This window comes from Paenibacillus sp. FSL W7-1279 (genome assembly GCF_037969845.1).
Lineage (GTDB): Bacteria > Bacillota > Bacilli > Paenibacillales > Paenibacillaceae > Paenibacillus_AQ.
Window position 1 is genome coordinate 1,717,158 of the sequence record NZ_CP150215.1, and the last position, 14,163, is coordinate 1,731,320.

Below are 14,163 nucleotides of genomic sequence, written 5' to 3' on the forward strand. Positions count from 1 at the left end.
TTTCCGTTTATTGCGCGGATATGACACTTTGAATCGTTACGTAAAATTTCTCTATTCTTGATCTTCGCATTTGTGAAGGATTTGCCGATAAATGATATGGCTGCCATTTGATTCATTCCGCAGCTCGCATTCGGTATACCGCAAGGCATCTGACATGACTGCGTGTATGCTTCATAAGGAGATCATCAAACATCATGTGTACTTACTTCTTGGGGGCAACCATCCTGGTATTAGTCGCCCTCACCATTACATTCTGGATTTTAATGTTCAAAAGCGCATATCAGCGGAAGTTAAGCCATCAGGCTTTGGACATGGCCGAAGGCAGATTCCGCTTGCTTGATGATATGCTGCTTACGCTTGATGTGGGTATTTGGTCATACGATTTCGGCAGAAGGAGTATCCAAAATACTTCTTTGGCTTTTCATAAAATCACAGGTTATTCACATCATGATTTCGCAGGCGGCCTTTCCTGGGAAACGCTGATCCATCCGGAGGATATGGCGCTGTTCCGATCCTTGGTTGACAAACTTCGACAAGGCGACGCCGTTCATACCGAATACCGAATCATCCATGCGGATGGTGATGTTCGCTGGGTTCAGGTAAAGATGATTCCGACGTTGAATGACGCCGGTCAAATGATCCGCACGGATGGCATTGCCGTTGATATTACCACCCGCTTCCGCATGGAAGAGGCGCTGTATGATATTACAGAATGCAAGAAGATGGAACAGGCGCTCAAGGAAAGCATGAACCGGTATCGCAGGCTGGTGGAGTTATCACCGATTGCCATTGCAGTCTGCAAGGACCGCAAGCTCATGTACGTGAATCCCGCCGGACTTCGGATCCTTGGGGCGGCGGGTCCTGAGAACATCCTCGGTACCGATCCTTGGGACTGGGCGCTTGATCCCTATGAGGAGTGGGCCCGCAAACGGTTCGCGCAGCTGATTCGGACAGGGGAAGTTGTTGCCGAAGAACTATCCATAAGGCGGGTTGACGGAGAGCGGGTCGATGTCGTGGCGACGGCCCTTTATGATGCGCAATCGGACACGATTGAAGTTTTTTTCGAGGATATAACCGCCCGTAAATCAGCGGAAAGGGCCCTTATGGAGAGTGACCGGATCAACCGCCATATTCTGGATATCGCTCCTGTTGCGATGTTCCTGCATTCCGATTTTTCTTATATTTATGCGAATCCTGCGGGCTTATCCTTATTGGGAATTACGGACATCGCGCAATTGGACGGCACCTCCTTCCAGGACGTGATTCCTTCCGACCAGCTCGAGTTTGTGACGTCTGAGGTTGAACATGTGTACGCAAGCGGAAATACCTCGGAGCTCGCCGGCAACAAACTAATTCGGCTGGATGGGACGATCATTGATATAGAGGCCATAACGACGCCTATCCCTTATATAGGCCATCATACGGCGCTTACCATTATTCGGGATGTTACGCAGCAGAAGCAGGCCGAACGGGAGCGGATTGCGGCAGAAAGGCTTGTCAGGGAGAGCGAGGATCTGTATTTCAGGCTGCAGATGAGCCTGGATCAATTCTCCTCCGATCTTTTCGGGATGGTGAAGATCAGTGAATTGAATGCCCGGATCGTACGGGAAATCAAGAAGGTGCTGGGGACGGATCGGGTGAGCCTCATCCAGATAAACCACAACAGTCTGCATATCAAAATCCAAGGGGGCCATAAAGAGCCGCCACAAGGGGTGATTCGTGCGATCCATACATGCGGTCCAGAGCATATTCCGTTCTGTAAACTGTTTGAGATGTGTGACGGATATTTTGTCAAGATTGGAGAAATGAACGGGGATAGCAGCATTGTCTGTATTGGCGGCGAGGTTCCCTTGCTCCTGATTCAGGCCCAAAAAATATGGCTGGAGACCATTACGCGTTATGCAAGTGTTCTATACGATAACTTCCGCGTCATTGAGGATTTGACGAGGGAACTGGAGAAGCTGGGTTCATCCCAGCAGATCATGCCCCTATGGCTGCTGCGACTCATGCTTCATTTATCCGAAAATGAGCGGAAGCGATTGTCCCAGGACCTTCACGATGCCGCGCTTCAGGAACAGATTATATGGTACAGGAAATTGAATCAGATTACTTCGGATCATGAGCTGCCGGAGGATCTGCGCCCGCAGCTGGAGGAGATTGAGCAGGGGCTTCTGGATGTCATTTATCAGATTCGAATTACGTGCAACGAGCTTCGTCCCCCGCTGCTGAAGGAGGAGGGGTTGGAACGCTCGCTTGAGGCATTGTTTGAATTTACTCAGCTCCGCACCAATTATTCCATACAATTCGACTGCTCAAACTTCGATGATGATATCAGTGACGACCATTTGATCGGACTGTACAGGATTGTCCAGGAGCTGCTGGCCAATGCAACGAAGCATTCCAACGCAACGGAGGTAAGGCTCCGTTTGTCCACCCAGTCGGATGAAGTCAACCTGAGTTATGAAGACAACGGGATTGGGATCGACCCCAGTCAGCAATCGGACCAATTCAACAGCATGGGGATTGGCGGCATGAAAGAGCGAGTCAGGAGCATGAACGGCAAAATCCAGTTCGACTCGTCGGATAGCGGCGGGTTGGCTGTCTATATATCCATTACGGCAAGGTAATTCGCCGTCAGTGAAGCAAGCAAGATACCAGGCTGAAGGAGTCATGAGTGACGATGATCGAAATTTTATTGGTGGATGACCATCCCTCGGTGATGGAGGGAACCAAGGTTCTGCTTGAGCAGGAAAAGGATATGTTCGTGAAGCTTGCCAATACGCCGGAGCGGGCACTGGAGCTGGTGAGCGCGCTGCATTTTGACGTGATGCTGATTGATATGCATATGCCGGGCATGAACGGAATTGATTTGGCCAAGCAGATCCTCCGGATTGCTCCGGACGCGGTAATGCTGATTTATACGGGCTTTGAAGTCAGCAATCATTTTAATTTGATTATGGAGGCTGGACTGGCTGGATTTGTCTCGAAAACGTCGGGCAAAGAGCAGCTGGTAACGGCTGTTCGGTGTGCGCTGCGAGGAGAGGTCGTTCTGCCGTTGACACTCGTGAAGCAGCTCCGCCGCGTTACCGCAAATGGTCCGGAACGGACAGCAGGCGCGCCGGCAGCCCAGTCTATAACCGATAAAGAATATAGTATTCTCAAGGAAATCGCTCGCGGAAAGAGCAACAAAGAGATTGCGGGGACGGTGATCATGAGCCAGCGTTCACTGGAGTACTGCTTAACCAATCTCTTTCAAAAGTTGAATGTGAAGTCACGTATAGAAGCTGCACTGAAGGCAAAGCAAATGGGAATCCTCTCGGATTCGGATTTTGTCCAGATAAGCTGATAGAAGGTTTACTCTTTTTTTCGTTTCAGATCATGAAGCAATGCATCCTTCGATATGATTTTAGGTGAATTCGCAATCATTCGACAACAATCGCAGGGCGGCCCGCAAAATTCTTGCGTGCTCACGCAAGAGAATTTCGGTTACGAACGGTATGTAAGTGTATATGCTTATGTTACTGGATGGATATAGTCTGTTAGTAGGAAGGGTGGTTACTTGCGGCATGACAAAGGACCTATTTGAATATGGTGTCGATGACCTCTTGTCACCGGAAGAGATTGAAGAGGTTTTGGCGCAGCTTGAAGAAGAATGGAATGAATTTAACAGCCGGAAGAAGCGAGGGTGACTCATAATGAAACGATGGAAGTCTTTGAAATCTCTGTTTGCAATGAAACTCCAGAGTCGTATGCTGCTTGTCATTTTGGGGTCGATCACGATTTTTCTAGCTATCATGATGACTTATATCAGCATGACTACAACGGAGGAGGCTCTGGATTCGGCCAAGACGCTCGCGGTGACAACGAGTGAGAAGATTGGCGCTCTGGTACAAGCAGAGCTCGACGATGTGATGAACTCCGCACGTACATTGGCTGTAAGCTTTGTTGGAATGAAGGAGAGCGACACCACGAATCGCTCAGCCGTTAATGAAATATTGAGACGAAATCTGGAAGACAATCCTTCCTGGAAAGGGATCTGGACCTTATGGGAGCCGGATGCCTTTGATGGCCAGGATAACGAATACAGAAACAAACAGGGCAGTGACCATACGGGGCGAATGATGTCTTACTGGGCAAGAACGGAATCCGGCCTGGAACGTTCTGTCATCGAGGATTACGAGCACGAAGGGGAAGGTGACTTCTATCTCCTGGCGAAGAACAGCGGCAAGGAAATTATTATGGATCCGTACGTCTTCAAAGTAGGCAACGAAGATGTCATGATGACATCGCTCGTTGTTCCGATTATCGATAACGGCAAGACCGTCGGCGTGGTTGGCGTCGATATTTCCCTGGCGCATTTGCAAAGCATAATGGAGCAGTTCCGATTGTTCGATACGGGTTATGCTCATATCTATTCGAATACCGGCGTGATCGTAACGTCCCCGGAGGACGGATTGATGGGGCAGACGCTTGAGAAGGCATATCCTGGCAAGACGGTTCCTCTTATACTGGATGCGATTCGGGAAGGGGATGTCTATACCGAAGAAGATGCCGAGCTGTACAAGCTGTATACGCCCATTAAGACCGGATTGACGGAAACGCCATGGTCTGCCGCTATCATTATCCCGATGGATGAGATTACGGCGAAGTCGGATGCACTGATCATCTCCATTATCGTTGCTGGTGCAGCCACCTTGGTAGCTATGGCAGCTGTCGTAGTCCTGTTAACGAGATCCATCGTGAAGCCGTTGGGCGTTTCCGTTTCTATCGGCGAGTTCATGTCGAAGGGAGACTTCACGCAGGAGGTTCCTGCGGCTTATCTTCGCAGAGCCGACGAAATCGGCACATTGTCCCGAGTATTTGCGCAGCTGCTGGAGAGCATGCGGGAGATGATCGGCAGAGTGAACATGAACGCATCATCGGTAGCCGCCGCTTCACAGCAGCTGTCAGCTGGTGCCGAGGAACTGGCTGTTGGGAGCAGCAGTCAGGCTGAATCCGTGCAGACCGTCAGTGAGTTGTTCCATGAATGGTCGAATGCCATCAATTCGGTTGCAAGCGACGCCTCGGCAGCATCCGAGCTTGTAAATCAGACCTCCGGTATTGCAACGGAAGGCAGCGGCATCGTCCAGCAATCGGTGGAAGGCATGAATCGGGTACGGGATCAGGTTGCCAAACTCGAAGCGGACTCCCAGCGGATCGGTGAGATCATCGAGGTCATCGACGATATCGCCAAGCAGACCAACCTGCTTGCCCTTAATGCGACGATCGAGGCTGCTCGGGCCGGCGATCAAGGAAGAGGCTTCGCCGTGGTGGCGGATGAAGTGCGTAAGCTGGCCGAACGCAGTGGAGGGGCCACGAAGCAGATTGCCGATATCATCAAGGGCATGCAGAAGAATACGGCCGATAGCGTGGAGGCGGTGAATCAAGGCGTCATCCACACGGAAAAAGCCGGGGAAGCTTTTGCCTACATTACAAGCATGGTGAATGAATCGGCGGGCAAAGTGATGGATATTGCAGCAGCCAGCGAGGAGCAGGCAGCCCAGGCTGCCGAGGTGGCAACCGCCATTGAAACGATATCTTCGTCGACGGAGGAAACGGCGGCTACAAGCGAGGAATCGGCTGCAACGGCACAATCGCTTGCCGAGCTTGCCGAAGAGCTGAACCATACCGTATCAGCCTTCAAAATCTCGTAGCACCACTGGCATATTGATGATAAGCTTGGCCTAAGGGCCAGGCTTTTTTTCATGCAAGGCATTGGCGGCCTGCTATCGTAAGAAAACGACTTCCTAATCGCGGTCTGTTTTTTGTAAGGGACGTTGATAGACGTTTTTGTTATAAATGGAATGCTGCACTGCCCGGACGAAGGGAGGAATACGTGTTGTGAATGGCAGCTTGTTTCAGCAGACGCTAGAAGAGGGGGATTACGTCCCGCGCTTTTACGCCTATTACTATAAGCAGTGGATAAATTATGAAATGCCTTACCATCAGCATGATTCAACCGAAATCATGTATATGATCTCAGGGGTATGCCGGATTGACGTGAAGGTAGGCGATACGGAAAAGAGCCTCACGCTGAAAAAAGGGGAGTTTATGGTACTGGATGCCGATGTCCCGCATCGGTTAATCGTTGAGCAGGCGGCCTCCTGCCGAATGCTGAATGTGGAATTCGGGTTTATGGAAACTGAAGGAAGGTCACTTTCTCTTAGGCAGATTGCCCGGGAGGAGCAAGAGGTATCTTTTCTGTTGAATCGGCCGTTTCCCTACTTGGTGTTAGTGGATCAAGAGGAGGTATATCCGGTGTTAAGGAGCCTCGTCCTTGAACTTGATCAAAGAGGGACTGAGGGCAGAATGATGACGCATATGCTGTTTATTCAGCTGCTTGTATGCATCGCCCGGCTGTATGATGAAAGGGAACGTAGCGAAATGCAGCAGAGCGAGTTCTACATTAAACGAAGCGTCGATTTCTTGCATCAGAACTATGACCGCAATATTCAGGTGAAAGACGTTGCCGCTGAGGTGAATTTGCATCCCGGCTACTTGCATCGAGTATTCCGCAGAGGGACGGGCAGAACAATAACCGAGTATCTGACCATGATCCGAATGGAAAAGGCCAAAATGCTGCTGGAGCAGACGGATATCCCCATCCATGAAATATCGGATTATGTGGGTGTTGGCAGCAGGCAGTATTTTCATATGTTGTTCAAGAAGTATACGGACACCACGCCGGTGGAATATCGTCTGCGGAAGGACCGCAATGCCTGGAAATACGGTGATCAGGATGCCGGAGCAGATAAGAAGTGAGGATTTTTGACTCAGAAGAGTTCAAGAGGTCATAATTTTGATAACGCTTTCCACCACTTGATTGCTACAATAGCTACAATCTAATTTGCAGCTAGGGAGTGGATAGAATGTCATTTAAGGTTGCTTTTATCGGAGCGGGAAGCATCGGCTTTACCCGGGGAATTCTGCGTGACTTGTTGACTGTACCGGAGTTTAGGGATATCGAGGTCGCTTTCACCGACATCAGCCAGCATAACCTGGATATGGTCACGGAATTGTGTCAGCGGGACATTATCGAGAACGGGCTGTCGATTGCGATCCAGTCCACCACGGATCGACGACAAGCCTTGCAGAATGCCAAATATGTCATCTGCACCATTCGCGTAGGTGGATTGGAGGCGTTTCGCACGGATGTGGACATTCCGCTGAAATACGGCATCGATCAGTGCGTAGGCGACACGCTCTGTGCAGGCGGCATTATGTATGGCCAGCGGGGAATCCCCGAGATGCTGAACATTTGCCGGGATATTCGCGAGGTGAGCGCGCCTGATGCACTGCTGCTGAACTATTCGAACCCGATGGCTATGCTGACATGGGCATGCAATCAGTATGGCGGCGTGCGGACGATTGGTTTATGTCATGGCGTGCAGCATGGGCATCACCAAATCGCCGAGGTGTACGGTCTAAAGAAACAGGAGGTCGATATTGTCTGTGCCGGAATTAACCATCAGACTTGGTATATTCAAGCCTCGCATCAAGGCAAGGATTTGACGGCTGGACTGCTGGATGCGTTCGAACGGCATCCGGAGTACAGCAGGACTGAGAAGGTTCGCATCGATATGCTGCGACGTTTTGGATATTACAGCACCGAGTCCAACGGCCATCTAAGCGAATATGTTCCTTGGTACCGTAAACGGCCGGAGGAAATTACGGAGTGGATCGACCTCAGCAGCTGGATAAACGGAGAGACGGGCGGATATTTGCGAGTCTGTACCGAGGGACGCAACTGGTTCGAGACCGATTTCCCGAACTGGATGAAAGATCCGGCTATGGAGTACACGCCGGAGCAACGAGGAGAGGAACATGGCTCCTACATTATTGAAGGCTTGGAAACCGGCCGGGTATACCGGGGCCATTTTAATGTGGTGAATCAGGGCATTATCTCCAATCTGCCGAGTGATGCAATCATTGAGGCGCCGGGTTACGTGGACCGCAACGGCATTTCCATGCCGCATGTAGGGAATTTGCCGTTAGGGCCGGCTGCCGTGTGCAACGCAAGCATATCCGTGCAACGGCTAGCGGTTGAAGCGGCGGTTCACGGAGATGACAAGCTGCTTCGTCAGGCATTTATGATGGATCCGCTGGTCGGTGCGGTATGTAATCCGAAGGAAATTTGGCAGCTGGTCGATGAAATGCTGGTAGCCGGTGAAGCATGGCTTCCTCAGTACGCGGCTTCGATCGCCGAAGCGAAGGCACGGCTAACATCTGACAATCTGATACCCACCCGTCCGTATGAAGGAGCAGCGAGACTCAAGGTGAAGACGGTGGAGGAGATGCAGCTCGACCGGGAGAAGGCGAACAAAAACGCAGGTGAATCCGACAAAGGGAAGGATCGCGAAAAAACGTTAAGCTGATTGCGCATTAACGAAGGTTTCAAACAACAGAAATACTTATGGTTTCATGAATGCGTATTATACAAACACTTGGGCGAGGATGATATAACGGACAAAAATCCGTTATAATTCCTCTGCCAGAAGTGTTTTTTTTCTGCATGCAGTTCATCTTTCACCTGCATATACTACGGATACATAGATATAAATTCGGATGGACAATCCCATACCTTAGACAGGTACACAGTTTGGGTAAAAATGGTTACAATTCAATTAGATAGGCAAAGCTCACCATTAAGGAGGCATGGGGATGATCATTGGGGTTCCCAAAGAAATCAAAAATAACGAGAGCCGTGTAGGCATGACGCCGGGTACGGTCGTCAGTTTCAGGAATGCCGGGCACGAAGTGCTTGTTCAATCCGGGGCAGGCCTTGGGATCGGATTTACGGATGAAGCTTACAGAGCGGCTGGAGCCAAGGTGGTTGCTTCGGCTGCCGAAGCGTGGAAAGCCGAGATGGTTGTAAAGGTGAAGGAACCCCTGCAAGAGGAGTATGAATACTTTCAAGAGGATATGATCCTATATACGTATCTGCACTTGGCCCCCGAGCCGGAACTGACCAAAGCACTGGTCGACCGTAAGGTGAGTGCCGTTGCTTATGAAACGATACAATTAACGGATGGCAGCTTGCCGCTTCTGACACCGATGAGTGAGGTGGCAGGAAGAATGTCCATCCAAATCGGGGCGCATTTCCTGGAAAAAGCACATGGCGGCAAGGGTGTCCTTCTAAGCGGCGTACCTGGGGTCGCACCGGGTAAGGTTACCGTTATCGGTGGCGGCATCGTTGGCACCAATGCGGCAAGAATTGCGCTGGGACTCGGTGCGGACGTCAGCATCCTCGATATTAATCCCGGCCGACTTCGTCAACTGGATGATCTTTTCCAAGGGCGGGTCAAAACGATTATGTCCGATCCGTATCATATTGCGGAATCGGTGAAGGCCGCCGACCTTGTCGTGGGTGCGGTATTGATCCCCGGTGCAAGGGCTCCTCGCCTCGTAACGGAAGAGATGGTAAAAGAGATGAGCCCGGGATCGGTCATCGTGGATGTGGCAATTGACCAAGGAGGCTCGATCGAGACGATCGACCGGATCACCACGCATGATAATCCGACTTATGAAAAGCATGGCGTTATTCATTATGCGGTAGCCAACATGCCGGGCGCCGTAGCCAGAACCTCCACCATGGCACTGACCAATGTAACGGCACCGTATGGGTTGAGAATAGCAAGTAAAGGGCTCCGGTCTGCCGCTCGTCATGATAAAGCGCTTGCCAAGGGCATCAATGTCATCGACGGCAAGGTAACCTATGAAGCGGTTGCGGCGGCTCATGGTTATGTGTATACCAGCATTGACGATTATTTGCTGGCATAGCGATAACAAGTTTTACAGCATGCAGAGCCATTTTTCATATACTTGACACGATACCAAGGTTTGACGTAAACCTTAGCGGTGCTTTCGCTCGGCCGCCGTGGGCAAAGCTGAAAAATGGCTTGTTATGTTGGTTAGACGCCTTCGCCTAGTTCAACATGAACAGGAGCTGATGCAGTTCCGTTTCCTTCAAATGCCTCCACTCCCCCCGTTCGAGCTGATCCAGTGTAATATTCATAATCCGAACACGCTCCAGCTTCAGGACTCTGTACCCCAAGGCTTTACACATTCTGCGGATTTGCAGATTAAGGCCCTGCGTCAATATAATACGAAATACATCTTCGCTTTGCCTGTAAACCTTGCATGGTTTGGTTATGACGTCCAGGATTTCAACGCCTTGAGACATCGCTTGCATAAATTCGTCCGTAACGGGTTTGTCCACGGTCACCACATATTCTTTCTCATGATTATGCTCCGAACGCATCATTTTGTTCACAATATCTCCGTCGTTCGTGAGTAAAATCAACCCCTCAGAGGCTTTATCCAACCTCCCGATGGCAAAAATGCGCGATGGATAGTCAATAAATTGGATAATGTTTCCCGCCACATGCTCAGTTGCCGTACAGACAATACCGATGGGTTTATTGAGAGCCAGGTAAACCGCTTCGCTATCTTTATAAGGAATTTCCTTTCCATCTATCAACACGATATCGTGCAGCTCAACGTCCGCCCCTTTTTCACACACCTTGCCATTGATTGTAATGCGTCCGGCTGCAATCAATCGGTTGGTTTCTCTGCGCGAGCAATATCCCGTTTCGCTTATGTATTTGTTAATTCGCATGCTCCACCGCTTCTCATGTGTCATATTGCCACAGGTTCATTTTAGTTAGCTTTGATCTAGCCGGGGGGATCGCCAGCCGGAATTCCTCGAGCGATCCAGTTGGGAACATAACAGCTCCTCTGGCGGATCGAAGTGGTAACCGGGGAATATCGAGCCTAGTAAAAATCCTGCGACATGCTCTCTTCGTCTGCAACAGCCTGTATCTCCTCCGATCCGATGCTGATAAAGCGGTAGCCGTCGGCTGCCTGCTTCTTCAGGGCACGCTCTTTGATGAACTTGGGGCTGGCTTCGCCGTTATCTTCGTCATACACGAGCAGAATACCATCGGTCTTGCGGAGAAGCAGATCATCCCTGGCCGTAAACTGCCACGGCCCCTGATAAGGGCCCTTGCTGACGGGTGCATAGAAGTCTACCCCCTTCATCACTTCCTGAAAATAAGCTTTTTTATCGTCGTTCCATTGCTCCTCGGGATTCTGGTAGGCCGTCAGAATGGAGCATTTCAGGTTGGGGTATTGGGACTTTAGTTCGATAGCCGCTTCGATGGCCCATAGGTCCACGCCATATTGTCCTGGCGTGATGACCCACCGGAGGCCTTCCTCAAGCAGTGGAACCAGGCGATTGGCAATCGCCTTACGTATAAAAGGTATGCCTTGGTGTTTGTTATTGTAAATACCGAGCTCGTGGGCCCGATATCCGGTAATCAGAATGTTTTCCAATCGAGCACGCTCCCTGACAAAGAATAGGTCTAGTGTACCTTTTTCGGAAATTTTGATCAATCGATGTTACAAATCGTATAGAATGGGGAAGTAACTCGGAATACATATTTTAGGAGGACATTCGATTGAAGAAGTGGACAGCAGCATTACTAGGGGCAATTTTGGTTATGAGTATGACGGCATGCGGCAAGGACAACAAAGCAGCAGACGACGCCGCAACACCGCCAGCAACAGAACAAGGGACGACTCCTTCGACAGAGACGCCAGCTAAAGAAGAACCGAAGGAGGATGCTCTTCCGACTGCTGACGAGCTTCTCCAGAAATCGGCCGAAGCTTCCCAGAATTTGAAGAGCTTTGCGATGAAAGCCGATGTTAAACAGCATATCGTGGTTGAAGGCGAAGAGAAGCAGGAGCAGGATGTTAATATGTCGCTTGACTCGGAACTTACGCTCGAGCCGGTGGAGATGATGCAGAACGTCGTGATGGATTCTCCGGAAGGCAAGGTCGAGATGAAGCAGTATATAACGGAAGACGGTATTTACATGCTCATGGATGGTCAATGGATGCAGGTTCCGAAGGAATCGGAGCAGGAGATCCGCGATAGCCTGGATCCAAGCAGTGCGAGTCCGGAGCAGCAGGTAGAGCAGTTCAAGACCCTTGCTAAGGACTTCAAAGTAACGGAGGATGGAGACACATACGTCCTGACGGCGGATGTCTCCGGCGACAATCTGAAGGAGCTTGCCAAGTCCATGATGAGCCAAGCGGGCAACGATCCGCAGATGGAAGCCATGATGGATCAAATGGATATCAAGAGCATCCATATTATTTATGGCGTACAGAAGGAATCTTACCTGCCTGCAACAACCGATTTGGACATGGTGATGGCAATGGAAGCCGAAGGTCAGAAGGTATCCTTGGATATGAAAATGAAGAGCACCTACTCGAAGCATAACGAAATCAGTAAGATCGAAGTGCCGAAGGAAGCATTGAACGCGGAATAATGTTGTTCGGCTGATGAAATAAAAGGAATAAGAAATTTATGATATTCCTCATGAAAAGGCTGCCCCGATTCTGTAGATGCCTACAGACCGGGGCAGCCTTGTTTTTATCTAAAGGTCTCATTTCAAGGGTTTGGTCAAGGCAGCGTCTGCCTCAAATAGAGAACGAGGAGTGACATGAGTCGTGTTTGAATTCATGATCATAAGTAGCTCATATAATTTGGGACATCGCTATTTAAGGCTTATCGACCTCCACAATGACGCTGTCGAACAGCTGACCGTTAATGGAGACCATAATGCGCCATAGTCCTGGCGAAGGCAGCGACATGGAGGTAGGTATTGCTGCATCGGCGCCGTTATGAGGATAAGGACTGATACGAGTTTTAAATACATCAATGATCTCGGTCGTGTCTTTTTTCACGGCGGCGATGAGCAGATCCCCCTTCAATTCCTCGTCTCGCCCCCAGAAATGCCACATGTATTTATTGGGCTGACCAGCTATAAAGCCCGGATCAATAAAGCCGAGACGCCCTTCGATGCCTGTCATTTCAGTGGGAGGATATTTTGAGGAAAGCATCGCCTCCACCGGGTCTTCAGAAGCAGCCGAAACGAAACTCGGACTCGGCTCCCAGCTGCTGTCCGGCACATCGACCACGATATCGCCGTACTTCTCCTGATCCACCATTACGTCGAAACGCCATAAACCGGAGAGCGGCAGGGCAAAACGGGAAGATACTCGCGTAAAGTCATTGTATGCCATATCGGAAGTAATCTTCGTCTCAGCTAGCTCTTCAAGGGTAATGCCCGTATCCCGGTGTACGGCGGATATGCGGATCGTTTTCCCTTCAAGATCTTGAATGGGGGTTAGAAGATTCCACCAGGCACCGGCTGGAGAGCCCGCGACATTATCCCCGCCCGGAAATGCCTGAAGTTTATCTACGCCATCCTCCGTGTACACGCTGCGGGGAGCCCAATCGGCAGCATTCCCCCAACCCTTGATCGGGATCAGCTGTTGAATCACGGGTGATTCACGCCATCCCCATGCCGCCACGATTAGAAGAAGCATGAACACACTTGCGGTCATAATACGCAGACGTGTTGGAGACCTCCGTTTTTTTCTGCCCATTCTTACAGAGCCATTAGCAGCGTTGTTTAATACACTGGATCTCATCTCTTCGGTGAACATCGGCTCGTTAAATGGAGAAGAAGCGAGTTCCTGAATCCAATCGGGCTGCAGCTCTTGTTCGGTCTTCACTGGACATCCTCTCCTTTCAACATCATTTCCATTCGGGCTCGAGCCCGGTGCAGTCTGGATTTGATTGTTCCTTCGGATATGCCGAGCAGTTCCGCTATTTCTTTTCGCGGCAGCTGGTAATGGGATTCAAGAATCAGCACCTCCCGGTATTTGGGCGGCAGCTCCAACACGTACTTCCAAATCTGCGAGACGGCAGCGGCATCCATAAACTCTTTTTCAGCGGAGGGTTTGGTCTGCTTGGAAGTGATCCAGCCGGTTAATGATACCCTTGTCATATAGGAAGACTTGAGATAGTTCAGGGAAAGATTGCGGGTGATGGTTAACAGCCATGTTTTGACAGAGCTTCGGCCCTGAAAATCATTCCAGTGCTTAAATGCTCTCAAAAACACGTCCTGACTGATATCGTCAGCCGCATCTTTGCGTTTCGTTAGGAAGAATGCATAGTTCCATACGTCCTGGCCGAAGGACTCCATCCAGTCACTCAGCACGGTGCTCGCATCATTCACGGCTACCATCGATTTAAGGTACTCCAATAAC

The 14,163-nt window shown here is 50.3% G+C and carries 12 protein-coding genes; 8 read left to right on the forward strand and 4 right to left on the reverse strand.

Going from position 1 to position 14,163, the window contains the following annotated elements; genetic code table 11:
- The first annotated feature begins 194 nt into the window (after positions 1-194).
- The 7 genes from MKY82_RS07220 to ald all read left to right on the forward strand — a co-directional run bounded on the left by MKY82_RS07220 (position 195) and on the right by ald (position 9,819).
- Complete coding sequence (locus MKY82_RS07220; RefSeq protein ID WP_339295820.1) at positions 195-2,627, forward strand: PAS domain S-box protein; 2,433 nt, start codon at positions 195-197, stop codon at positions 2,625-2,627.
- Positions 2,628-2,680: 53 nt separating this feature from the next.
- Positions 2,681-3,346 (forward strand): response regulator transcription factor, encoded by a 666-nt coding sequence (locus tag MKY82_RS07225; protein ID WP_194541369.1) that lies wholly within the window; start codon positions 2,681-2,683, stop codon positions 3,344-3,346.
- 220 nt (positions 3,347-3,566) lie between these two features.
- Positions 3,567-3,689 (forward strand): hypothetical protein, encoded by a 123-nt coding sequence (locus tag MKY82_RS07230; protein WP_256720554.1) that lies wholly within the window; start codon positions 3,567-3,569, stop codon positions 3,687-3,689.
- Positions 3,690-3,695: 6 nt separating this feature from the next.
- Positions 3,696-5,693, forward strand: a complete 1,998-nt coding sequence (locus MKY82_RS07235; RefSeq protein ID WP_220686229.1) for a methyl-accepting chemotaxis protein — start codon at positions 3,696-3,698, stop codon at positions 5,691-5,693.
- Positions 5,694-5,880: 187 nt separating this feature from the next.
- Positions 5,881-6,801: an AraC family transcriptional regulator gene (locus MKY82_RS07240; protein WP_220686228.1), complete on the forward strand. Its 921-nt coding sequence runs from the start codon at positions 5,881-5,883 to the stop codon at positions 6,799-6,801.
- Positions 6,802-6,908: 107 nt separating this feature from the next.
- Positions 6,909-8,414 (forward strand): alpha-glucosidase/alpha-galactosidase, encoded by a 1,506-nt coding sequence (locus MKY82_RS07245; RefSeq protein WP_220686227.1) that lies wholly within the window; start codon positions 6,909-6,911, stop codon positions 8,412-8,414.
- Between the two features lie 286 nt (positions 8,415-8,700).
- Positions 8,701-9,819, forward strand: a complete 1,119-nt coding sequence (ald, locus tag MKY82_RS07250) for an alanine dehydrogenase (protein ID WP_339295821.1) — start codon at positions 8,701-8,703, stop codon at positions 9,817-9,819.
- Positions 9,820-9,964: 145 nt separating this feature from the next.
- Here the strand turns inward: ald and MKY82_RS07255 are convergent, their stop codons facing one another.
- Both MKY82_RS07255 and MKY82_RS07260 read right to left on the reverse strand, forming a co-directional pair.
- Positions 9,965-10,657, reverse strand: coding sequence for a pseudouridine synthase (locus tag MKY82_RS07255; RefSeq protein WP_339295822.1), 693 nt, complete (start codon positions 10,655-10,657; stop codon positions 9,965-9,967).
- Positions 10,658-10,812: 155 nt separating this feature from the next.
- Complete coding sequence (locus MKY82_RS07260; protein WP_339295823.1) at positions 10,813-11,373, reverse strand: DUF1273 domain-containing protein; 561 nt, start codon at positions 11,371-11,373, stop codon at positions 10,813-10,815.
- A gap of 125 nt (positions 11,374-11,498) precedes the next feature.
- On the opposite strand from MKY82_RS07260, the gene MKY82_RS07265 reads away from it, so the two are divergent.
- Complete coding sequence (locus MKY82_RS07265) at positions 11,499-12,374, forward strand: DUF6612 family protein (RefSeq protein ID WP_339222389.1); 876 nt, start codon at positions 11,499-11,501, stop codon at positions 12,372-12,374.
- Positions 12,375-12,606: 232 nt separating this feature from the next.
- Here MKY82_RS07265 and MKY82_RS07270 read toward each other — a convergent pair whose 3' ends face one another.
- Together MKY82_RS07270 and MKY82_RS07275 are read right to left on the reverse strand one after the other, a co-directional pair.
- Entirely contained in the window at positions 12,607-13,626 is a 1,020-nt protein-coding gene (locus MKY82_RS07270; RefSeq protein WP_339295824.1) for a DUF4871 domain-containing protein, read from the reverse strand.
- Entirely contained in the window at positions 13,623-14,141 is a 519-nt protein-coding gene (locus MKY82_RS07275) for a sigma-70 family RNA polymerase sigma factor (protein ID WP_194545081.1), read from the reverse strand. Before MKY82_RS07275 ends, MKY82_RS07270 begins: the two co-directional genes overlap by 4 nt.
- Positions 14,142-14,163: the final 22 nt, after the last annotated feature.